This window comes from Curtobacterium sp. 9128, from assembly GCF_900086645.1.
Lineage (GTDB): Bacteria > Actinomycetota > Actinomycetes > Actinomycetales > Microbacteriaceae > Curtobacterium.
Genome location: NZ_LT576451.1, coordinates 376,422 through 397,755, shown reverse-complemented (window position 1 = coordinate 397,755; position 21,334 = coordinate 376,422). Strand labels below are relative to the sequence as shown.

At 71.8% G+C, this 21,334-nt stretch carries 21 protein-coding genes; 13 read left to right on the top strand and 8 right to left on the bottom strand.

Going from position 1 to position 21,334, the window contains the following annotated elements; all coding sequences use genetic code 11:
* The first annotated feature begins 29 nt into the window (after positions 1–29).
* The 4 genes from QK288_RS01935 to QK288_RS01920 all read left to right on the top strand — a co-directional run bounded on the left by QK288_RS01935 (position 30) and on the right by QK288_RS01920 (position 4,786).
* Entirely contained in the window at positions 30–245 is a 216-nt protein-coding gene (locus tag QK288_RS01935; protein WP_281266134.1) for a multidrug transporter, read from the top strand.
* Between the two features lie 69 nt (positions 246–314).
* Complete coding sequence (locus tag QK288_RS01930) at positions 315–2,000, top strand: bifunctional 3'-5' exonuclease/DNA polymerase (RefSeq protein WP_281266133.1); 1,686 nt, start codon at positions 315–317, stop codon at positions 1,998–2,000.
* Positions 2,001–2,047: 47 nt separating this feature from the next.
* Positions 2,048–2,854, top strand: a complete 807-nt coding sequence (locus QK288_RS01925; RefSeq protein ID WP_281266132.1) for a phosphatase PAP2 family protein — start codon at positions 2,048–2,050, stop codon at positions 2,852–2,854.
* Positions 2,855–3,283: 429 nt separating this feature from the next.
* The gene (locus QK288_RS01920; RefSeq protein WP_281266131.1) at positions 3,284–4,786 is read left to right on the top strand and encodes a serine/threonine-protein kinase; all 1,503 of its coding nucleotides are present in this window, start codon (positions 3,284–3,286) and stop codon (positions 4,784–4,786) included.
* A gap of 10 nt (positions 4,787–4,796) precedes the next feature.
* On the opposite strand, the gene QK288_RS01915 is transcribed toward QK288_RS01920, so the two are convergent.
* Positions 4,797–5,654: an NmrA family NAD(P)-binding protein gene (locus QK288_RS01915; RefSeq protein ID WP_281266130.1), complete on the bottom strand. Its 858-nt coding sequence runs from the start codon at positions 5,652–5,654 to the stop codon at positions 4,797–4,799.
* Between the two features lie 85 nt (positions 5,655–5,739).
* Between QK288_RS01915 and QK288_RS01910 the strand changes: the two genes are divergently transcribed.
* The 3 genes from QK288_RS01910 (at position 5,740) to QK288_RS01900 (ending at position 9,864) form a co-directional block, all read left to right on the top strand.
* On the top strand, positions 5,740–6,411 hold the full coding sequence (locus QK288_RS01910; protein WP_281266129.1) for a TetR/AcrR family transcriptional regulator: 672 nt from the start codon (positions 5,740–5,742) through the stop codon (positions 6,409–6,411).
* 134 nt (positions 6,412–6,545) lie between these two features.
* A complete protein-coding gene (locus tag QK288_RS01905; RefSeq protein ID WP_281266128.1) occupies positions 6,546–9,623 on the top strand; it encodes a GH92 family glycosyl hydrolase in 3,078 nt (1,025 codons plus the stop codon).
* Between the two features lie 34 nt (positions 9,624–9,657).
* On the top strand, positions 9,658–9,864 hold the full coding sequence (locus tag QK288_RS01900) for a hypothetical protein (RefSeq protein WP_281266127.1): 207 nt from the start codon (positions 9,658–9,660) through the stop codon (positions 9,862–9,864).
* Between the two features lie 114 nt (positions 9,865–9,978).
* On the opposite strand, the gene QK288_RS01895 is transcribed toward QK288_RS01900, so the two are convergent.
* From QK288_RS01895 to QK288_RS01875, 5 genes are all read right to left on the bottom strand, one after another.
* Positions 9,979–10,497, bottom strand: coding sequence for a GNAT family N-acetyltransferase (locus QK288_RS01895; protein ID WP_281266126.1), 519 nt, complete (start codon positions 10,495–10,497; stop codon positions 9,979–9,981).
* Between the two features lie 44 nt (positions 10,498–10,541).
* Positions 10,542–11,480, bottom strand: coding sequence for an aldo/keto reductase (locus QK288_RS01890; protein WP_281266125.1), 939 nt, complete (start codon positions 11,478–11,480; stop codon positions 10,542–10,544).
* A 53-nt stretch (positions 11,481–11,533) separates the two neighbouring features.
* Positions 11,534–12,139 carry a hypothetical protein gene (locus QK288_RS01885; RefSeq protein WP_281266124.1) on the bottom strand — a complete coding sequence of 202 codons (606 nt, stop codon included), beginning with the start codon at positions 12,137–12,139 and terminating at the stop codon, positions 11,534–11,536.
* Between the two features lie 73 nt (positions 12,140–12,212).
* A complete protein-coding gene (locus QK288_RS01880) occupies positions 12,213–12,704 on the bottom strand; it encodes a diadenosine tetraphosphate hydrolase (protein ID WP_281266123.1) in 492 nt (163 codons plus the stop codon).
* 52 nt (positions 12,705–12,756) lie between these two features.
* Positions 12,757–13,512 (bottom strand): SDR family oxidoreductase, encoded by a 756-nt coding sequence (locus QK288_RS01875; RefSeq protein ID WP_281266122.1) that lies wholly within the window; start codon positions 13,510–13,512, stop codon positions 12,757–12,759.
* A 35-nt stretch (positions 13,513–13,547) separates the two neighbouring features.
* On the opposite strand from QK288_RS01875, the gene QK288_RS01870 reads away from it, so the two are divergent.
* The gene (locus tag QK288_RS01870; RefSeq protein ID WP_281266121.1) at positions 13,548–14,378 is read left to right on the top strand and encodes a putative RNA methyltransferase; all 831 of its coding nucleotides are present in this window, start codon (positions 13,548–13,550) and stop codon (positions 14,376–14,378) included.
* Between the two features lie 10 nt (positions 14,379–14,388).
* On the opposite strand, the gene QK288_RS01865 is transcribed toward QK288_RS01870, so the two are convergent.
* Positions 14,389–15,252 carry a hypothetical protein gene (locus QK288_RS01865; protein WP_281266120.1) on the bottom strand — a complete coding sequence of 288 codons (864 nt, stop codon included), beginning with the start codon at positions 15,250–15,252 and terminating at the stop codon, positions 14,389–14,391.
* Positions 15,253–15,280: 28 nt separating this feature from the next.
* Positions 15,281–15,706 (bottom strand): VOC family protein, encoded by a 426-nt coding sequence (locus QK288_RS01860; RefSeq protein WP_281266119.1) that lies wholly within the window; start codon positions 15,704–15,706, stop codon positions 15,281–15,283.
* 62 nt (positions 15,707–15,768) lie between these two features.
* Between QK288_RS01860 and QK288_RS01855 the strand changes: the two genes are divergently transcribed.
* From QK288_RS01855 to kdpC, 5 genes are all read left to right on the top strand, one after another.
* Positions 15,769–16,734, top strand: a complete 966-nt coding sequence (locus QK288_RS01855) for a WYL domain-containing protein (RefSeq protein WP_281266118.1) — start codon at positions 15,769–15,771, stop codon at positions 16,732–16,734.
* 114 nt (positions 16,735–16,848) lie between these two features.
* A complete protein-coding gene (locus tag QK288_RS01850; RefSeq protein WP_281266117.1) occupies positions 16,849–16,938 on the top strand; it encodes a potassium-transporting ATPase subunit F in 90 nt (29 codons plus the stop codon).
* Positions 16,938–18,623 (top strand): potassium-transporting ATPase subunit KdpA, encoded by a 1,686-nt coding sequence (gene kdpA, locus QK288_RS01845; RefSeq protein ID WP_281266116.1) that lies wholly within the window; start codon positions 16,938–16,940, stop codon positions 18,621–18,623. Before QK288_RS01850 ends, kdpA begins: the two co-directional genes overlap by 1 nt.
* Positions 18,620–20,716 (top strand): potassium-transporting ATPase subunit KdpB, encoded by a 2,097-nt coding sequence (kdpB, locus tag QK288_RS01840; RefSeq protein ID WP_281266115.1) that lies wholly within the window; start codon positions 18,620–18,622, stop codon positions 20,714–20,716. The genes kdpA and kdpB overlap by 4 nt, the downstream gene beginning before the upstream one ends.
* A gap of 2 nt (positions 20,717–20,718) precedes the next feature.
* Positions 20,719–21,321: a potassium-transporting ATPase subunit KdpC gene (gene kdpC / locus QK288_RS01835; RefSeq protein WP_281266114.1), complete on the top strand. Its 603-nt coding sequence runs from the start codon at positions 20,719–20,721 to the stop codon at positions 21,319–21,321.
* The last annotated feature ends 13 nt before the right edge of the window (positions 21,322–21,334 follow it).

The following is a 21,334-nucleotide window of genomic DNA, read 5'->3' as shown; positions in this document are numbered from 1 at the left end:
ACCAGGTCGCCTGGCGTACCGTCGTCGGCATGACCGAGCCAGATCGCGACCACCTCGCCGACGGTGTCGACATGTCCTTCGAGGAACGTCGACACGACACGCTGCGCCGGATGTCCGGTTCGGACGCCCACGACGAAGCGCCGCGCGTCGAGGTCTCCGAGGAACCCGACGGCACCGTGCGCATCGACGTCGCGGACTCCGCTGCCGTGCGACCCGGTGGAACGGAGCGCACCCAGGAGCGATAGGACGTCGGACTCGACCGACGCCGTCGCCACCAGTTCGGCGGGGACGGTGGGGCACGGCATGATCGTTCCGTGCACCTCGTCCTCAGCCGTGTCGACGGTGGCGTCCTCGCGACGCCCCTGACCGACTCCGGCGACCCGGGCGGTGAGCCGGTCGCGGTTCCCGACCCGGAACTCCCGGCGTTCGTCGCCGCGCGGGAAGCACCAGGCGTCCGATGGGTGTGGGACGACACCGCGCGCTGGTACCCGCTCGTGCTCCGCGGTGGTGGTCGGGTGGCACGCTGCGTCGACCTGCGGCTGTGCCATCGCATCCTGCGCACGGCGCTGGCCGCGCGCGGGTCGGCCCTCGCCACCGCACCCGCAGGGAGCTGGGACGCGCCCGCGCAGCAGGAACGCGTCGTCCGCGCGACGCAGGCGCAGCTCTTCGACGACGCACTCCTCGACGGGACCCGCCCCGCGGACGCCGCCGACCCGGTCGCGGAACTCCGTGCGCAACTCGCGGCGGTCGCCGGTGCGTCCGATCCTGGAGCACTGCGACTGCTCCTCGCCGCAGAGTCCGCCGGGGCGCTCGTCGCCGCCGAGATGCGGTTCGCCGGGCTGCCGTGGCGTGCCGACGTGCACGAACGCCTGCTCGAGGACGCCCTCGGCCCGCGGGTGCCCTACGGCGTCCGACCACGGCGGCTGGAGGAGATCGCCGTGGTCCTCCGACAGCGGCTCGACGACCCCGCCCTGAACCCCGACTCACCGGCGGACGTGCTGCGGTCCCTCCGCCGCGCGGGTCTGGTGGTGGACAGCACCCGGAAGTGGGAGCTCCAGCGCCTGGAGCACCCGGCGATCGAACCGCTGCTCGAGTACAAGCGGCTGTACCGGCTACTCACCGCGAACGGCTGGTCGTGGCTCGACGAGTGGGTGCAGGACGGTCGGTTCCACCCGGAGTACGCGGTCGGCGGTGTCGTCACCGGGCGCTGGGCAGCGAACGGTGGCGGGGCGATGCAGCTCCCCAAGCTCGTCCGGCCGGCTGTGGTCGCCGACGAGGGGTGGAAGCTCGTGGTCGCCGATGCCGCACAGCTCGAACCGCGGGTGCTCGCGGCGATGGCCGGCGACCAGGCGATGGCCGCGGCGGGGAACGGTCGCGATCTCTACGACGGCGTCGTCGCATCCGGAGCGGTCGAGACCCGGCAGCAGGCGAAGGGCGCGATGCTCGGCGCGATGTACGGCGCCACCCAGGGTGAGGGCGGTCGGCTCGTGCCACGGCTCGCTCGGGCGTTCCCGCGCGCGCTGGACCTGGTGTCGCGTGCGGCGGCGGCGGGGGAACGCGGCGAGCCGGTGACGACACGGCTCGGGCGGACGTCGCCGATCCCGGAGTCGTCGTGGTTCGCAGCACGGAACCGCGCGTGGTCGGTCGACGGCACTGCGGCGATGCAGCGCGCCGTGGAGTCGCGTGCCCGGAGCTGGGGACGGTTCACCCGGAACTTCGTGGTGCAGGGGACGGCGGCCGAGTGGGCTCTGTCGTGGATGGCGTCGCTGCGGACCCGGCTCGCCGCGCGGTACCACGGGCCGGTCCGGGACGGCGCGCACCTGGTGTTCTTCGTGCACGACGAGATCGTGCTGCACGTGCCGGAAGCCGACGCGCCGTGGGTCGCCGAGCAGGTCGACGCGGCCGCCGCGGACGCCGGGCGGATCCTGTTCGGGTCGTTCCCGATCACGTTCCCGCTGTCCGTCGCGATCGTCGACGACTACGGCAGCGCGAAGGACTGACGACGGGCTGACGCGACGCGCACATCGTCCTCGGGCAGGGTGGACCGATGGACGACGAAGCAGCACGTACCGAGGAACGGTCGGTCGGCGACGTCGACCTGACCACCTGGCGGACGCGCGCCGGGCGCGCATCCGCCACCGTGTGGACGCGGCTGGGCGACCGCTTCGGTGCGCTGCCCCTGCTGATCGTCACCCTGGTCATCGGGATCGGCATCGCCGCGGTGTGCACGTGGATCGCCTCCGAGGTCTACGACGCCGTCCGGGAAGCGGACGACGTCGCCGTGCTCGACCGTCCGGTGCTCGACTGGATGATGACGCTCCGTTCGCCTGGCCTCGACACCGCCGTGACCTGGTGGACCAACGTCGCGGGCACGATCGGGATGCCGATCGTCGCGCTCGGGTTCCTCGTCGGCTTCACGATCCAGCGCCGGGCCTGGACCCCGGTGGTGCTCCTCGTCGCTGCGAGCACCGGATCGCTGCTCATGACGATCGCGGGCAAGGACCTCATCGGGCGTGCGCGTCCCCCGCTCGCCGACGCCGTCCCGCCGTACGAGCACTCGCCCTCGTTCCCGTCCGGGCACACCCTGAACGCGACGGTCGTCGTCGGCACGATCGTGTACCTGCTGCTGCTCCGTGAGTCCCGGCGTGTGACCCGGGTCTGGACGGTGGTCCTCGGTGCGGTGTTCGTCGTGTCGATCGGGCTGTCGCGCGTGTACCTGGGGCACCACTGGCTGACCGACGTGCTCGCGGCGTGGGCCCTCGGGCTGGCGTGGCTCGCGCTCGTGATCACTGCCCACCGGCTGTACCTCACAGCCGTCCACCGCCGTCCCGGCGATGTCCACAGGGCTTCGTGAGCGCTCGCGGATCGCGCGAGGATCAAGGGTCGGCCGGGAATCCAGGCGAAGCCCGGCCGGACTCGAAGAAGCACGAGAAAAGCCCCCGGCTGCAACCGGGGGCTGATCTCACCTCGTGAAGAGGTCAGTGGTCTGAGTTGCGTAGTAACTCGAACCGCCTCGGTGTTCGAGTCTACGCGACCCTCCGGCCATCCGGTAGGGGAGCTCGGACCGCGGTCTCCTGCCCTGGGAACGGAGGCCGGCGATGGCGAGACATCGGCATCGTGACGGCGATCGTGGGCGGTTCGTCCTCGTGCTCGAGATCCTCGGGCTGTTGACGGCACTCGCGACCCTCGCGGGCGCGATCCTGCGGTTGCTGTAGGTCAGCGGGGTGGCTCCGGGCAGCCGGAGTCACCCCGTCCGTCAGGAACAGCCGATAGGTTGCCCGGCATGGAAGAACGGGTCTTCGGCGGCAGGTACCGGGTCACGGGCACGCTCGGTCACGGTGGGATGGCGTCCGTGTACCGCGCGGTCGACGAGCAGCTCGGCCGCGAGGTCGCGGTCAAGGTGTTCCGGATGGGCCCCGTCGACCACGGGGAGCGGGCGCGTGCCGAGGCAGAGATCCAGGTCCTCGCGGGCCTCAGGAGCCCGGCGCTCGTCACGCTGTACGACGCGGCACTCGACGACGCCGACGGCGACTCGTACCTCGTGATGGAGCTCGTCCCCGGCAGCGACCTCGCCACGCGGCTCCGCGAAGGGCCCCTCGACCGTCCCACCACCGCCCGCGTCGGCGCCCAGGTCGCTGACGGCCTCGCCGCCGTGCACGCGCAGGGCATCGTGCACCGCGACGTGAAGCCCGCGAACGTGCTCCTCGAAGCCGACGGCTCGCACGTCAAGCTCGCCGACTTCGGCATCGCGCTGCTCCGCGACGCCGCCCGGGTCACGGGGACCGGCACCGTCATGGGGACGGCCGCCTACCTGGCTCCGGAGCAGGTCACCGCCCAGGGGATCAGCGGGAAGTCCGACGTCTACTCGCTCGGCCTCGTGCTCCTGGAGTGCCTGTCGGGTCGCATGCCCTTCCCCGGCAGCGCCGTCGAGTCCGCCACCGCGCGGCTCACGCGCTCGCCGGAGATCGACTCCGCCCTGCCCACGGCCTGGCGCGTGCTCCTGCACGTCATGACGGCGACCGACCCGGCCGAGCGGCCGTCCGCCACCGAGGCGGCCGAACGCCTGCGCGCACTCTCGTACGACGACGGAGCGCCCGCCACCCAGCTCCTGCCTGGAGGCCCTGGCACCCTGACAGCGGCGGCTGCGGCCGCCGGAGTGGCCGGCGCTGCCGCTGGGGCCGAGACCGCGCGAGCGGCGCAGGCCGACGTCGCGACGCAGGCGATGCCCGCGAGCCGGCCCGCGGACGACGCGACACGCGTGCTGCCGGCGAGCACGGCCTCCAGTCCGTCTGGTCCGGACGACGTGGCGACCACCGTGCTCGGCGCACAACGCGGATCGGGTGGTCCGACCGGCGGAGGCGGCGCACCCGTGTCGGCCCCACCCGTGTCGTCGGAGCCCCCGGTGGAGAAGCGCCGCCGCGGCCTGGTGATCACGCTCGTGATCGTCGGGGTGCTCGTGCTCGCCGGCATCGTGGCCGCGGTGCTCGCGCTCGGCGGGGGCGACGAGACGCCCGCGCCGACGGAGTCGAGCTCGACGGCACCGACCGAGCAGCAGCCGAGCGACGAGCCGTCGCAGCCCGAGGAGCAGCCGTCGCAGGAGCCCGTGCAGCCCCAGCCGTCCGAGCCCGTCGAACCGGAGCCCTCGCAGCCGGTCGAACCGTCGCAGCCCACCGAGCCCTCGAACGGGCCGGAGCCGTCGGTGCAGCCCACGCTCCCGGTGCAGACCCCGCTCAGCAACAGCGGCCCCGGCAACTCCGAGAACGCCCCCGGCCACAACAAGGGCTGACGGGCCGGCGTCAGGCCAGCGTGCGCTCGATGATCGCCCTGATCGACACCGGCTCGCGGCCGAGCAGCTGGGCGAGCAGTGGGTCGACCTCGTCGAACTCGCCGGCACGGGCGCCGCGGAACATGCCGAGCATCATCTGCGCCGCGGCGTCGGGCATGCCGGCGGCGGTCTGCCGGGCGAGCCACTCGTCGTCGGCGATCACGGTGCGGCGGACGGTCGTGCCGGTGACCTCGGACAGGGTCCGGGCGACGTCCTCGAAGGTCACGGCCTCGGTCGCCGTGAGTGCTGGTGTCGGTCCGTCGAACGTCGGGCCGTCGGTGAGCAGGACCGCGTCCGCGAGGGCCAGGTCCTCGCGAGCGGTCCACGAGATCGGGCCGTCCTCGGGCAGGAGCAACTCGCCCGTCTCCGTGGCGCCGGCGATGAGCCAGCCGACGGTGTGCGCGTAGAAGCCGTTGCGGAGCGAGGTCCACGGCGTGCCGATCTCGGCGAGTGCGGCCTCGGTGTGGGCGTGGTCGACCGAGAACGCGACGGGGGAGTCCGCCTTCGTGTTCTGGTGGGCCGTGTAGAAGACGCGTTCGGCGCCGGCGTCCGCCGCAGCCCGAGCGGCTGCCGCGTGCATGGCGACGCCGTCGGGCCCGAGCGTCGAGCCGGAGACGACGAGCACGCGGTCGGCGCCCTCGAAGGCGCGGGCCAGCGATGCGGGGTCGGCGAAGTCACCCGTCCGGATGCGCACGCCCGTCGCGGCGAGGTCGGCGGCCTTCGCGGTGTCGCGGACGCTGACGCCGATCTGGTCCGCCGGCATGCGGTCGAGCAGTGCGCGGACGGTGGCGGAGCCGAGTGCTCCGGTGGCGCCGGTGACGATGATCATGGGGACAACCCTTCGTTATCGTTGGAAACGCCGTGAGCGTAACACTGTAAACACAGCGCTAACAAGCATCCGTTATCGTTGATCCATGACCGACTCCGTCCGTGATCGCATCGTCGACGCCGCCGCCGATCTGCTCGCCGACGTCGGGCCGGCCGGGGTCACCACCCGAGCCGTCGCGGCCGCCGCCGGGGTGCAGGCGCCGACGATCTACCGACAGTTCGGCGACAAGGACGGTCTGCTCGAGGCCGTCGCCGACCGTGTCTTCGCCGCATACGTCGCCGGCAAGACGGTTCCGGACGACGTCGACCCCGTCGAGCACCTCCGCGACTCGTTCGACGCGCACATCGCGTTCGGGCTCGCCAACCCCGGGCTGACGGCGCTGTTCTCGGACCCGCTGCGCTCGCACTCGACGACCGAGGACCAGGGGATCGCGGTCCTCCGTGAGCGCATCCACCGCGTGGCGCTCGCCGGACGGCTCCGGGTCCCCGAGCCTCGCGCGGTGTCGCTCGTGCACGCCATCGGGGTCGGCGTCGTCCTCGACCTGATCGGCACGCCGGCCGAGGAGCGTGACCCGGCGCTCGTCGCTGCGGCGTGGGATGCGCTGGCGTTCGCGATCCTGACGGCGGCGCCGGAGGTCGATCACGGGTCGCACGCCGCGGCCGTGCAGCTCGCCGCTGACGACGACGCGCTCGCCGCCCTGTCGCCGTCGGAGCGGGCGCTGATGCGCGACTGGCTCGCCCGGATCGCCGACGCCTGAGCGTCCGGCCCCGAGTCTCGGGCTGAGCGACAGTTCTCGGGCCCCGCGCCGCGTGAACTGTCGCTGAATGCGAGACTCGCGCGCGCCGGCGGCAACGGGTTTCGTCCATCCGCTGGAGCAAATAGGGTGGGGGTGTGCGAGAACTGCAACGGAGCGGTGGCCCGACGACGGCCGTCGCCGCGAAGAACGGTGTCGGCTTCACGTCCCTCGAGGCGTTCCTGGTGGACGAGCCGGAAGCGATCGTGCCCGGGTTCGCCGGGCGGACGATCGAGTCCGGCGACGAGCTCTCGTGGGTGTGGTTCCCCGAGCGGACCCTCCCGGACGGCGGGTCCGAGCCCGAGGAGCAGGACCTCGACCACTTCTGGGACGCCACGGCGTTCACGCTCGACATCGTCTTCGACGACGGCACCCGGCTCAGCGAGCAGGCAGCGGACCAGTACGGCGACGCGCTGACCGCGGAGGCGCAGGACACCGCCCGCAAGGCCTGGGTCGACCAGTGGAACCGTCGCGCGGTGGACCTCACGCCGTTCGCGGGTCGGGTCGTCGACCGCCTGGAGGCTCGGCTCGGCTCCGGCGCGCCGGTCACCGGGCTCCGTGGCTGGCTCGACGACGTCCGGATCGAGCAGCCCCGTCGTCCCGCGGCGACCCGTCCCCTCGACCACGTCCGCACGACCCGCGGCACGCAGGCGTCCTCCCGGTTCTCCCGCGGCAACAACGCCCCGCTCGTCGGGCTCCCGCACGGCGGGGTGTTCGGCCTGCCGATGACCGACGCGGCGAGCAACCGCTGGCCGTACGCGTACCAGGAGCACAACCGGGCGAGCGACAACCGCCCCGCGATCCAGGCGTTCGCCACGAGCCACATCCCGTCGCCGTGGATGGGGGACCGCGGGGTCTTCCAGGTGATGCCGTCCCCGCTCGGGTCGCCGGACGTCGACCGTGTCGCACGGGCCCTGGCGTTCGACCACGACGACGAGCTCGACGGCCCGCACCGCTACGGCGTCGCGCTCGAGCACGGCGTCACCGCGGAGATGACCCCCGGCGAGTTCGCCCTGGGCTTCCGCTTCACCGGCACGAGGAGCATCGTGCTCGACCACCACGGCCGGGTGCTCGAGTCCACCGTGCGCATCGAGGACGGCACCGCGATCGTGGAGGCGCACCTCGACGACCGACCCGGCACGCCCCCGCACTTCGTGCACGTCCGGGTGCCCGGCGCGACGGCGGACCACACGACCACCACGGACCAGCAGCTCCGCGGCTGGATCGGCGTCGAGGGGGACACCGACGTGCTCCTCGGCATCTCGACGGTCTCGTACGAGGACGCCCGCGCGAACCTCGACGCCGCCGGTCCCTTCGACGCGATGCGCGAGCGGGCCGAGCGCGAGTGGACCGAGAAGCTCGCGACGCTCGACGTCGACGGTGCCACGGAGGACCAGCTGACCTCGATCTACTCGGGCCTCTACCGGTTGTTCCTCTACCCGAACCGCGCCGGGGAGACGGCCCTGACGGGTGCGCCGCACTACCGCTCCCCGTACGGCGACGTCCTCGCCGAACCGATCCGCGACGAGCCGGGGCCGGAGATCGTCGATGGTGCGATGACCACCACGAACGGCTTCTGGGACACCTACCGCACCGCGTGGCCGCTCCTCGGGCTCCTCACCCCGGACACCGCTGGCGAGCTCGCGCAGGGCTTCGTCCAGCACTTCCACGACGGCGGCTGGACCCCGCGGTGGAGCGCCCCCGGCGCAGAGGACTGCATGACCGGCACGACGAGCGACACCGTCTTCGGGGACCTGCTGTCGAAGGGTGTCGACGGGTTCGACCTGGAGCAGGCGTACCGGAGCGCCGTGAAGAACGCGACCGTCCCGCCGCGTGACGAGCGTGTCGGGCGGAAGGGGAGCCTCCCGGGTGCGTTCCGCGGCCACGTCGACACCGACACGTCCGAGGGGATGTCCTGGACCCTCGACGCCGCGATCAACGACTGGAGCGTCTCGGTGATGGCGACCGCCCTGGCGGACCGGACCACCGACGCCGTGGAACGCGAGCGGTACACGGCAGAGGCGGAGTGGTTCGCCCGTCGGTCCCTGCAGTACCGGAACCTGTTCGACCGTCGCCGCGGGTTCTTCATCGGACGGACCCCCGACGGGCAGTGGCGCGAGGGCGAGGGCTACGACCCGGACCAGTGGGGCGGCGACTACACCGAGACGAACGCGTGGGGCACGATGTTCACCGCCCCGCACGACGGCTCCGGGATCGTCGACCTGCACGGGGGGCCGGAGGGCTTCGACGCCGCGATCGACCGGTTCTTCGCGACGCAGGAGACCGGCGCGACCGACCGTGCCGGGCACTACGGCGTCCCGATCCACGAGATGACCGAGGCCCGCGACGTCCGGATCGGCATGCTCGGGCTGTCGAACCAGCCGGCGCACCACATCCCGTTCTTCCCGATGTTCACCGGGCGCCACGACGACGCGCACCGCGTCGTCCGGTCGGCGCTGGACCGGCTCTTCGTCGGGTCCGACCTCGGCCAGGGCTACCCGGGCGACGAGGACAACGGCGAGATGAGCGCGTGGTACGTCTTCGCCACCATCGGCCTGTACCCGTTGGCACCGGCCAGCGGTTCCTACGTGATCGTGCCGCCGGCGGTCCGCCGGTCGGTGCTGCGACCCCCAGGAGGCTCGTCCACCGTCATCGAGACCACTCGCGCTGGTCGGTTCGTCGCCTCGGTCACCGTCGACGGCTCGCCCTGGACGTCCGTCAGCATCTCGCACGCGGTCGTGGTCGGCGCATCGTCGATCGTCGTCGAGCTGTCCGAGACGCCGACGGGCTGGGCGTCGGACACGCGACCCGTCTCGGCGTCCGACGTGCACGGGTACCGCGACACCCCGACGGACGTCCTCCCCGTGCGGTCGTCCGCGCTGACGGACGACACCGGACGGACGGTGACGGCGCTCGCCGCGGGGACGACCGTGTCGTTCGACGTGTCGATCGAGTCGGCGTCGCTCTACACGGTGACCGCCGCGGCGCCGGGGACCTATTCGTGGCACGTCGCGCTCGGGTCGTCCTCGGTCGACGTCACCGACGCCGTGTTCGAGTGGGCAGGCCAGACCCGCGTGTTCCCGATCACCGGCGGCGGGGCGTCGTTCGCGTTCACCGCTGGAACGGACGTGGAGCTGACCCAGCTGGAACTCATCGCTGCCGACGGGCGGCTCTGAGGCGCTGCTCATACGGGACGGGCATGCTCGTCCCATGTCGATGAGCAGCGCGTTCGATCCCTCGCAGGGCCGCGCCATCCCCGAAGACCAGGTGTCCGAGAACGGCCTCGAGCTCGACGAGGACCCCGCACACGGGCTGGACATCGCGGTCGAGGTCGTCAGCGGTGCCGCTGCCGACCCGGCTGCGCCGTCCCTGTTCCTCGCCCCGATCCCCACCCCGTCCCCGTCCGACCCGGAGTAGCAGAACTCTGCGGTGATCGCACCCGCACACGAACATCGCACCCCGTCGTGACGGGGTGCGATGTTCGCCAGGGGGTGCAACCCCGGTCGGAGCGTGGGGCGCCGCTCATGCTGCTCAGGACGGCTCGACGCGGTACTTGAAACCGACGTGGGAGCCCGTGAAATCGAGGCGCTCGTAGAACCGGTGGGCGTCCGTGCGTGCGGCGTCGGACGTCAGCTGCACGAGGGACGCGCCGAGCGCGGGTGCGGCGACGTCGGTCACCCATCGCATCATGGCGCTCCCGATGCCGCTCGACCGGAGGGCGGACGAGACGCGCACGGCCTCGACGAGCAGCCGGGTCGAGCCGCGACGGGCCATGCCGGGGATCCGGGTGAGCTGCATCGTCCCCACGACCGAGCCCGTCAGGTCGACCACGACGAGCAGCGCGTTCGCGGGGTCCTCGACGATCGCGAGGAGCGCGGCAGCGTAGGCCTCCCGGTCACCCGCAGCGGCGACGTCCCCGCGCGCGGCGCTGATCGGGTCGTCGGACAGCAGCGCCATCAGCGCATCGAGGTCGTCGGACACCGCGGACCGCAGCATGAACGAGCCGGCGTGAGCGGACAGCGGAACGGGCAGGGTGAGATCGTCGAGCACGATCCCACCCTGCCCGTTCGCAGGTGGTTCAGGGAACAGGTGGTTCAGGGAACGGTGTGCCCGGCGGCGGTCAGCACGCGGTACCACTCCTCGCGCGAGAGCTCGACGTCCGAGCCGGCGGCCGAGTCCCGCACGCGCTGCGGGTTCGTCGTGCCGAGGACGACCTGGAAGTGCGCGGGGTGCCGGGTGATCCACGCGACGGCGATGCCCGTCGGGGTGACCCCGTGCGCCGATGCGAGCTCCTCGAGCACGTCGTTGAGCTCCGCGTACTGCTCGCGGTCGCCGAGGAAGACCCCGTCGAAGAAGCCCTTCTGGAACGGCGACCATGCCTGCGGCGTGATGTCGTGCAGGCGAGAGTAGTTGAGGATGTCGTTGTCGCGGTCGATCGACTGGTCCAGGCCGCCCATGTTCGCCGCGAGGCCCTGCGTGATGACGTTCGCGTGCGTGATGCTCAGCTGCACCTGGTTGAAGGCGAGCGGCCGCGTGACGAACTTCTTCAGGAGCTCGACCTGCCCGGGGGTGTGGTTCGAGACGCCGAAGTGGTGGACCTTGCCGGCGGCGTGCAACTCGTCGAACGCTTTCGCGACCTCTTCCGGCTCGACGAGGGCGTCGGGGCGGTGCAGCAGCAGGACGTCGATGTAGTCGGTGCGGAGCGCCGCGAGCGACTCCTCCACGGACTCCATGATGTGGTCGTACGAGAAGTCGAAGTACGCGCCGTGGTCCGTCGGCCGGATGCCGACCTTCGTCTGCAGCTGGATGGCGGCACGTTCGGACGGTGACAGCGTGACCGCTGCGCCGAAGCGCTCCTCGCAGCCGTGCCACCCGCCGTAGACCGCGGCGTGGTCGAACATCGTCACGCCCGCGTCGCGCGAGGCCGTGTAGAGCGAGCGGATGTCCTCGTCGCTCATGTCGTTGATCCGCATCAGGCCGACGATGACGTCGGATGCGGTGAGGTCCGTCTGTGGCAACTCCAGTGTCTTCACGTCCTCGATCCTGCCAGGACCCGGCGCGGACAACGAGGTCCTGGCCGTACCTCTCAGGCGCGCAGGGTCGCCACGACGGTGGGCTCCGAGCCGGCCCAGGTCGCCGTGAGCGTCTCACCGTCGGGCAGGGGCGTCCCGACGACCCGCACGATGACGAGGTCCCCGATCGTGGTCAGCGCGCCGTCGGTCGTCGGCGAGACCACGTGCACCGTCGGCGACGACGATGCGGAGCCACTGCCGACCGCCGACCCGAGCGACGGCGGCGGGGCGTCGGACGCGACGGCTGCCTCCAGGCGGGCCTCGTGCCCGCCGGTGGCGATCGCACGACGGAGGACGTCGGCGTACACGGGGTCGCCCGCGGCGTCGTACACCCAGCGTCGACCGAGCACGGAGTGGTCCATCTCGGTGATCAGGAAGTCAGACGCGCCGGCGAGCGGGGCGCCGCGGTAGGTGAGCGGCACGTGCAGGACCGGGCCCTCCCCGACGTGCACGAGGTACGTCTCCACGCCGACCTCGCCGTCCGGGTCGTCGAACCGGAAGCGCCCGTCGACGACGACCTCGGCGCCGGGTTCGACCCCGCTCCACGGCTGATCGGGCAGCCATCCACCGATCGCCTCGGTCTTCGACGGACGGAGTTCGGCGTTGTGGATGACGGCCATGAGCCGAAACTAGTGGACGGAGAAGCCGCCGTCGACAGCGCCGTGGTCGCGTCGAGGCGCCACCTGACCGTCGTCATCCGCTGATGCGCACCGTGTCAGCGTTCGCGAGGACATCGAGCTCAGTCGTGATGCGCGCGCGCAGTCCGGCGTGTTCGGTGCCGAGCGCGGTCCGAGGGTCGAGCCACCGATCGGGCTCGTAGAGCCAGACCGGACGGGTCACCAACGACTGAGGCTCCCATTCGTACCGTGGCCAGATGTGGGCGTGGACGAACGCGTCCGCGTTGCCGAGCACGTCGAGATTCACCCGTCGGAACGCCGGGTCGATCGCCCGGCATGCGCGCTCGACAGCGGTGGCGAGCAGATCGGCATCCGCCAGGAACTGCACTCGGTCACCTCGGGGCATGTCGGCGAGGGCGGTGACCGATGGATCCTTCCCGAGCAGCACGCAGTAGCCGGGAAGGAACTGCGCGTCCCCGATGACCGCGAAGCCGCCGGCAAGCTCGGCCAGCACGGTCGGGTTCTCGCCGCGATGTGCCGCTCCGATGCGGTCTTCACGCCAATCCACGGAACAAACCTACTCATCGCCCGCGCGCTCGCGACCCACGACGAGACACGTTCTAGTGGACGGAGAAGCCGCCGTCGACAGCGATCGACTGCCCCGTGACGTAGGCAGACCCGGGTCCGGCGAGGAAGACCGCCGCCGCCGCGAAGTCCGAGGCCAGGCCGTTCCGTCCGACGAGCGTGCGCGCTGCCAGGCGCTCGACGGTCGCCGGGTCCGAGCTGAGCCGTCGGTTCAGCGGCGTCTGCACGAACCCGGGCACGAGGACGTTCGAGGTGACCCCCTGCCCGGACCAGGCTTCTGCCTGGGACCTGGCCAGTGCCTCCAGTCCGGCCTTGGAGACCCCGTACGCGCCGCTGGCGGCGAAGGGGCGGTGGGCCTGCTGCGAGCTGATGCCGATGATCCGGCCGTAGCCGCGCGCCGCCATGCCGGGCGCGAGGCGCTGTCCGAGGACGAACGGGGCATCGAGGTTCACGGCCATCGTGGTGTCCCACGTGTCCTCGTCGAGGTCGGGCATCGGTGGCCGCAGGTTGATCCCCGCGGAGTTGACGAGGACGTCGACGTCCCCGACGGCGTCAGCGAGCGCGTGTGCTCCGCCGCGGGTCGACAGGTCCGCGACGACGCCGTCCGCGGCGCCTCCTGCCGCGCGGACCTCCGCGACGGCCTCATCGATGGTCGCCGCCGTCCGGGCAGCGACGAGGACGTGGGCTCCGGCGTCGGCCAGCGCCCCGGCGATCGCCCGCCCGATGCCCGAGCTGCCGCCGGTGACGAGTGCGGTGCGTCCGTCGAGACCGAAGAGCTGCTGCAGCGACATCCGGCCAGGCTACCGACGCCCGTACGCTGGACGGCGTGCGTGACGACCTGCTCCCCGTGCTCGCCTGCCCCGTGTGCACCGAGCCGCTGTCGCGGACGGGGGCGGGCCAGGCCGGCTGCACGAACGGGCACCGCTTCGACGAGGCGAAGCAGGGCCACCTGACGCTCCTGCCGACGAAGCGCCGTGCGCTCACCGCGGACACGCCGGAGATGGTCGACGCCCGCATCCGGTTCCTGGGTCGCGGGCACTACGCACCCGTCGAGCGGGCGCTCGCCGCGGTGGTCGCGTCCGCCGCCGCACCCGGCATCGTCCTCGACGTCGGTTCCGGTCCGGGGACCTACCTGGCCCATGCGCTGCGCGCGGCGGACGGGAGGCTCGGGGTGGCGTTGGACTTGTCCGCCGTCGCGATCCGCCGGGCGGCTCGCATGCACGTGGCGGCGGGCGCAGTGGTCGGTGACGTCACGGAGCGGCTGCCGATCGTCGACGGCGCTGCCGCGGTCGTCCTCGACGTGTTCGCCCCGCGGAACCAGCGCGAGTACGCCCGGGTCCTGCACGAGGACGGCGTGCTCGTCGTCGTCACGCCACGCACCGGGCACCTGGCCGAACTCGCCGAGGCGACGATCAGCGTCGACCCCGAGAAGGAACGGCGGTTGCACGATTCCCTCACGCCGTCGTTCGTGCAGCGCTCGTCCGAGGACCTGACCTGGACGATGGACCTGTCCGCCGAGGACGTCCACGACGTCGTGCACATGGGCCCGAGCCACCACCACGTCGCTCCCGACGCGGTCTTCGCCCCGACGACGGTCACCGCCGCCGTGACGGTGTCGACCTGGGCGCCGGAGACAGATTCCCGTTCCGCGAGGTGACGAATCCGGTTCACGGAGCCGGTCGCTGCCGGGGGTAGCGGCCGACCCGGGCCTCCCAGAGCCGGCGCAGAACGAAGCCGATGGCGACGCCGCCCAGCCCCGCGGTGAGTGCGAACGGCATGCCGTGCGCACCGGCCGCACCCCATGCGTTGAACAAGACGCCCCAGGTCGCTGCCTGCAACGGTGCACCACCGACAGCGTGGTGACTCTGCGCCCTCGCGCTCCACCATCCAGTCGGGATCGCCCACGCCAGCGCCAACCCGGCGAGCAGCAGCCACCCGGTGAGGAACCGGGGAGTGGGGACGACGAACAGCAGCACCGGGAGGGCGAGGAACCCGACGCCCGCGATCGCCGACGACACCAGGCTGCTCCGCTCCGACTTGCCGATCGGGGCCTTCCGGCGCGGACGGGTGCGGTCGACGAGCGGCTGTGCCGGCGGCGGTCGACGGCGTCCGACGGTGCGGTACCGGATCGCGATGCCGACGAACCAGCCGGCGACCGTGCTCGTGATCCACGCGGAGAGTGCGCTCGGGTACGCAGAGCCGAACAGCGGCCCGAACACGAAGATCCCCGCCACGATGACCGGGACGGCGATGATCGGCGGCGCGACGGCCATGACCATCGCGCCCCAGAGCACTCCGGCGGCGGCACCGGCCACGACGACGCCGATCCCGGATGGATCAGCGTCGCCGCGGTCGTGCAGGACGCCGTAGGCGATGCCGCAGGCGACGGCCAGCGCGGCGATGTACCAGCCGAGCGGCGGAACGGGTCGACCGCGCCAGTCCAGTTGCTGCCGCAGGTTCTTCCGGAGCTCTCGTCGTCCGCGGAGCTTCCGTTTCCTGGCCTGCTGGGCAGCGGTGGTCGTGTCCCCCATCCGCCCAGTATGCCGACGCAGGCGTCGCTCAGTGGTCGGTGGGCTCCGGGGCCACGTCGAGGGCCCAGATCACGCCGAACTTGTCGCGGAGCTGCCCGGCGAGGGGCGACCACGCGGCGGGACCGAACGGCTGCCGGATCTCGGCGCCGTCGGAGAGCCCCTCCCACGCAGCGGTGATCTCGTCCGCGTCCGTGCCGCTCAGGTACACGTAGAAGGCGTTCGTGCCCTGGTCGTAGGGCTGCCCGGGCCACACGTCGAACGCCATCACGCGGATGCCGCTCGCCGTCTGGACCTGGCCCCAGACGATCCGGTCGGCCCACGCCGGGTCGTCGGTGGCGCCCATCGCGCCGTAGGTCATGGTCGCCGGCTCGGTGCCGAGGGCCTTCGCGTAGAAGTCGAGCGCCTCGCGGGCGTTGCCGTCGAAGTTGAGGTGCGGAGTGGTTGTGATCGTCATGGGAGTGAGTCTGCTCGGCAATGCGGTCAGATCATGTCCGCTTCTCGACGGACACTTGATGCGTGTCCGGACCGTCCTCGCGCATGCTCGCGCTCCTCTCCCTGCTGCAGGTGCACCGGGACTGGCCGGGTGACGTCCTGGCCGAACGGCTCGAGGTCAGCCCGCGAACCGTCCGTCGTGACGTCGATCGGCTCCGGGAGCTCGGCTACCGGGTCGAGGCGCTCCGCGGGCCGACCGGCGGCTACCGGCTGTCCGCCGGATCGGAACTCCCGCCGCTGCTCTTCGACGACGAGCAGGCCGTGGCGATCGCCCTCGCGCTCGCCGTCGCACCGGCGTCCGGCGCAGACATCGCCGAGGCGGCAGCGCGGGCACTGGGGGCCGTCCGACAGGTGATGCCCTCGCGCCTGCGGCACCGGATCGACTCCGTGGACGTGGTGACGACCCCCGGCACGACGACGGTCGACCCCGGGGTGCTCGTCGCGGTCTCCGACGCCGTGCGCACCCGGCAGGTGCTCCGCTTCGACTACGACTCCGCGTGGGGCGGCGACCAGCACGGCCGCCCGTCGCGACGGGTCGAGCCGCACGCGGTCGTCGCCAGGAACGGCCGGTGGTACCTGCTGGCGTGGGTGCCGGAGCGGGACGACTGGCGCACCTACCGCATCGACCGGATGCACCCGCGGGCGCCGACGGGCGTCCGGTTCACGCCGCGACCCGTCCCGGGCGGAGATGCGGCGGGCTTCCTCGCGGCGAGGGCGAAGGGCTCCACCGGGGCGGACGAGTGGCCGTGCACCGGCACAGCTGTCCTCGCGGTGCCGGCGGGGTCGATCGCGCCCTACCTCGACGCGGACGCGGTGCTCGAGGAGCTCGATGGCGACCGGTGCCGGCTGACGATCGGCTCGTGGTCGTGGACGGCCTTGGCCGCTCGGTTCGCCGGCTTCGACGCCGGCTTCTCCATCGAGGGCCCGCGAGCGCTCCGGGATGCAGCGCTGACGTTAGCGGGGCGCATGCGTCGCGCCGCGGGCCGTTAGGAGCGCGTTAGGAACGGCCTGGAGGCCCGGTTCCGGATCCAGCATCGGATCCGGCACCACACACGGTGCGGTCCACGGCACCGGTCGCGGACCTCCAGATCTCCAGGAGTCCTCGTGCTCGGCATCACCATCGCCGCCGCCGTCCTCGGCATCGCCGCGGTCGTCTACCTCGTCTGGGCGCTCGTGCGTCCAGAACAGTTCTGATGGGCAGCGCGGCAACGACCTGGGCCGGCATCGCCCAGGTCGCCGTGCTCGTCCTGCTGCTCGCCGTCTGCCACCGCCCGCTCGGTGACTGGATGGCGCGGGTCTTCACGTCCACCCACCACGGCCGGGTCGAACGACTCGTGTACCGGGTGATCGGGGTCGACCCGGACGCCGAGCAGTCGTCCCGCGCGTACCTGCGCGGCGTGCTGCTGTTCAGCGCCGTCGGGATCGTCGTCATCATCGTCCTGCAGCGCATCCAGTCGGTGCTGCCTGGTTCGCTCGGGCTGCCGAACGTCGGATGGGCGCTGTCCTTCAACACCGCGGTGTCGTTCGTCACGAACACGAACTGGCAGTCGTACTCGCCGGAGGCGACGCTCGGCTCCTCGGTCCAGATGGCCGGCCTCGCGGTGCAGAACTTCCTGTCGGCAGCCGTCGGGCTCGCCGTCGCGGTCGCCCTGGTCCGCGGGTTCGCCCGCCGACGCTCGGGCACGATCGGCAACGTCTGGGTGGACGTCGTCCGGGGGACCGGCCGGCTGCTCCTGCCGCTGTCCTTCGTGTTCGCGATCGTGCTCGTGGCGGGTGGCGTCATCCAGTCGTGGGGGAGCGGCACCGACGTCACGACGCTCGTCGGCGGCACGCAGCACATCCCGGACGGGTTCGTCGCGTCGCAGGAGGCGATCAAGCTCCTCGGCACGAACGGCGGCGGCTACTTCAACGCGAACTCGGCGCACCCGTTCGAGAACCCGAACGCGTGGACGAACCTCGTCGAGGTGTTCCTGATGCTCGTCATCCCGTTCAGCCTGCCCCGGACGTTCGGCACGATGGTCGGCGACCGCCGCCAGGGTCGCGCGATCCTCGTCGTGATGGGCGTCCTGTTCCTCGTCTCGCTCTCGGTGATGTCCATCGCCGAGCTCGCCGGCGGTGGATCGGCCACGCAGGCGGCAGGCGCTGCGATGGAGGGCAAGGAGGTCCGGTTCGGGATCCTCGGCACGACGCTCTTCGGCACGACGTCGACGGCCACCTCGACCGGGGCGGTGAACGGCATGTTCGACAGCTTCACCCCGGTCGGCGGGCTGATGGCACTCGTCAACATGATGCTCGGCGAGGTCACCCCGGGCGGGGTCGGCTCCGGTCTCTACGGCATGCTCGTCCTCGCCGTGATCACGGTGTTCATCGGCGGGCTGCTCGTCGGGCGGACGCCGGAGTACCTCGGCAAGAAGATCCGCGCCCGCGAGATGACCTACGCCGCGCTGTACATCCTCGTCACGCCGACGGTCGTGCTCCTCGGGACCGGGCTCTCGCTCGTCATCCCCGGCGTCCGCGAACAGACGATCGGCACCTCGCTGTTCAACCCCGGCAACCACGGGCTGTCCGAGCTGCTCTACGCGTTCACGAGTGCCGGCAACAACAACGGCTCGGCGTTCGGCGGGTTCACCGCGAACACCACCTGGATGAACACCGCTCTCGGCGTCGCGATGCTGCTCGGCCGCTTCGTGCCGATCGCCTTCGTCCTGGCGCTCGCCGGCTCGCTCGCGTCCCAGGAGAAGGTCCCGGCGACCGCCGGCACGCTCCCCACCCACCGGCCGCTCTTCATCGGCCTGCTCGGCGGCGTCGCCGTCATCGTCACCGCACTCACCTACTTCCCGGTGCTCGCACTGGGTCCCCTCGCAGAAGGACTGTCATGACATCCGTGACCTCCGTACCGGAGTCGCACACCACCTCGGAACCGGCCACGCACCGGTCCGCATTCGGACCCCGGCAACTGGTGTCGGGCCTCCCGGGCGCACTCCGGAAGCTCGATCCGCGGCTCATGTGGCGGAACCCCGTCATGTTCATCGTGGAGGTGGGCGCAGCCCTCACCACGGCGGCGGCCGTCGTCGAGCCGTCCGCGTTCACGATCGCCATCGCGGTCTGGCTCTGGCTGACCGTCGTGTTCGCGAACCTGGCGGAGTCCGTCGCAGAGGGGCGCGGCAAGGCACAGGCGGAGGCGCTGCGGAAGACGCGCTCGACCACCACGGCTCGCCGCGTCCTCGGGTACGACACGTCCGCCCCGTCGGCGCTCGCCGCGGACACGGAGGAGATCGCATCCGTCGACCTCGCGAAGGGGGACGTGGTCGTCGTGGTCGCGGGCGAGGTGATCCCCGGCGACGGCGACGTGGTCGACGGGATCGCGTCGGTCGACGAGTCGGCCGTCACGGGTGAGTCCGCACCGGTGATCCGGGAGTCCGGTGGTGACCGCAGCGCCGTCACCGGGGGCACCACGGTGCTGTCCGACCGGATCGTCGTGCGCATCACCTCGACGCCGGGTGAGACCTTCATCGACCGGATGATCCGGTTGGTCGAGGGAGCCGCGCGCCAGAAGACGCCGAACGAGATCGCGCTGAACATCCTGCTCGCGTCGCTGTCGATCGTCTTCGTCATCGTCTGCCTGACGATGCAGCCCATCGCGGGCCTCGTCGGCGCCGACGTCAGCGTCCCGGTGCTCATCGCCCTGCTCGTGTGCCTCATCCCGACGACGATCGGCGCGCTGCTCTCGGCGATCGGCATCGCGGGCATGGACCGGCTCGTGCAGCACAACGTCCTCGCGATGTCCGGCCGTGCGGTCGAGGCGGCCGGGGACATCACGACGCTGCTCCTCGACAAGACCGGCACGATCACGTACGGCAACCGTCGGGCGTCGCGGGTCGTCCCGGTGCCCGGCGTCACCGAGGCGGAGCTGATGGAGGCGGCAGCACGTTCGAGTGCCGCGGACGGCACGCCCGAGGGCCGCTCGATCGTGGAGCTCGCGGCGCAGGCGGGGGTCGTCGTGGACGCGTCTGACGGGGCCGTCGAGGTGCCGTTCACCGCGCAGACCCGGATGTCCGGCATGGACTTGCCGGACGGGTCGTCGGTGCGGAAGGGTGCCGGTTCAGCGGTCATGGCCTGGGCTGGAACCCCCGAGAGCGGTGTCGTGGCTGCGCTGGAGACGAGCATCGCGGAGATCTCCGACCAGGGCGGGACACCGCTCGTCGTCGGGCGTCGCTCGGCCGACGGCGTCGTGTCGCTGCTCGGCGTCGTGCACCTCAAGGACGTCGTCAAGGACGGGCTCAGCGAGCGGTTCGGCGAGCTGCGGAGCATGGGCATCCGCACCGTGATGATCACGGGGGACAACCCGCGGACGGCGAAGGCCATCGCGGCCGAGGCCGGTGTGGACGACTTCCTCGCCGAGGCCACGCCGGAGGACAAGCTCGCGCTCATCAAGCGGGAGCAGGACGGCGGGAACCTCGTCGCGATGACGGGCGACGGCACGAACGACGCCCCGGCCCTGGCGCAGGCGGACGTCGGCGTCGCGATGAACACCGGGACGACCGCGGCGAAGGAGGCCGGAAACATGGTCGACCTGGACTCGGACCCGACCAAGCTCATCGACGTCGTCCGGATCGGCAAGCAGCTGCTCATCACCCGTGGGGCGCTCACCACGTTCTCGATCGCGAACGACGTCGCGAAGTACTTCGCGATCATCCCGGCGATGTTCCAGCTGGCGTTCCCCGGCCTGGCCGCGCTGAACGTCATGGGCCTGCACAGCCCGTCGTCCGCGATCCTGTCGGCCGTGATCTTCAACGCGCTCGTCATCGTGGCGCTCATCCCGCTGTCCCTGCGCGGCGTCAAGTACCGCGCAGCATCGGCGTCGTCGATCCTCGGCCGCAACCTGCTCCTCTACGGGGTCGGCGGCGTGATCGTCCCCTTCATCGGCATCAAACTGATCGACCTCGTCGTCGGTCTCCTCCCGGGGTTCTAGTCATGGCAACCACATCTCGCTCGTCCCTCCGCTCGCTCGGCGTCGCCGTCCGGCTCACCCTCCTCGCCACCGTGGTGCTCGGCATCGCCTACCCGCTCGCCGTCTGGGGCGTCGGCCAGGCCGCCTTCCACGACCAGGCGAACGGCTCGATCGTGTCCCGGGACGGCAAGCCCGTCGGGTCGTCCCTCATCGGCCAGTCCTTCACCGGGAAGCAGGCCGACCGCTGGTTCCAGTCGCGACCGTCCGCCGCCGGCGACGAGGGGTACGACGCGAACGCCTCGTCCGGTTCGAACCTCGGGCCGTCGAACCCCGACTTGGAGAAGGCCATCGAGTCCCGCCGTGCGGCCGTGGCCGCGGCCGACCACGTCGACCCGTCTGACGTGCCCGCCGACGCGGTGACGGCGTCGGGCTCCGGCCTCGACCCGGACATCAGCCCGGAGTACGCGCTCCAGCAGGTGCAGCGCGTGGCCTCGGCTCGCGGGCTCAGCGACGACGACGTGCGGAAGCTCGTCGAGGAGCACACGGAGTCCCGCGAGCTCGGCGTCCTCGGTGCACCGGCGGTGGACGTCCTGCAGCTGAACCTCGCCCTCGCGACGCTCGGCTGATGCGAGGATGAGC

Bases quoted from the DNA above. Each gene is read 5' to 3' on its own strand.
- QK288_RS01860 (WP_281266119.1), bottom strand. From the start codon at position 15,706: ATGACGATCACAACCACTCCGCACCTCAACTTCGACGGCAACGCCCGC.
- QK288_RS01915 (WP_281266130.1), bottom strand. From the start codon at position 5,654: ATGATCATCGTCACCGGCGCCACCGGAGCACTCGGCTCCGCCACCGTC.
- QK288_RS01885 (WP_281266124.1), bottom strand. From the start codon at position 12,139: ATGGCCGTCATCCACAACGCCGAACTCCGTCCGTCGAAGACCGAGGCG.
- QK288_RS01920 (WP_281266131.1), top strand. From the start codon at position 3,284: ATGGAAGAACGGGTCTTCGGCGGCAGGTACCGGGTCACGGGCACGCTC.
- QK288_RS01935 (WP_281266134.1), top strand. From the start codon at position 30: ATGACCGAGCCAGATCGCGACCACCTCGCCGACGGTGTCGACATGTCC.
- QK288_RS01900 (WP_281266127.1), top strand. From the start codon at position 9,658: ATGTCGATGAGCAGCGCGTTCGATCCCTCGCAGGGCCGCGCCATCCCC.
- kdpC (WP_281266114.1), top strand. From the start codon at position 20,719: ATGGCAACCACATCTCGCTCGTCCCTCCGCTCGCTCGGCGTCGCCGTC.
- QK288_RS01875 (WP_281266122.1), bottom strand. From the start codon at position 13,512: ATGTCGCTGCAGCAGCTCTTCGGTCTCGACGGACGCACCGCACTCGTC.
- QK288_RS01910 (WP_281266129.1), top strand. From the start codon at position 5,740: ATGACCGACTCCGTCCGTGATCGCATCGTCGACGCCGCCGCCGATCTG.
- QK288_RS01925 (WP_281266132.1), top strand. From the start codon at position 2,048: ATGGACGACGAAGCAGCACGTACCGAGGAACGGTCGGTCGGCGACGTC.
- kdpB (WP_281266115.1), top strand. From the start codon at position 18,620: ATGACATCCGTGACCTCCGTACCGGAGTCGCACACCACCTCGGAACCG.
- kdpA (WP_281266116.1), top strand. From the start codon at position 16,938: ATGGGCAGCGCGGCAACGACCTGGGCCGGCATCGCCCAGGTCGCCGTG.
- QK288_RS01865 (WP_281266120.1), bottom strand. From the start codon at position 15,252: ATGGGGGACACGACCACCGCTGCCCAGCAGGCCAGGAAACGGAAGCTC.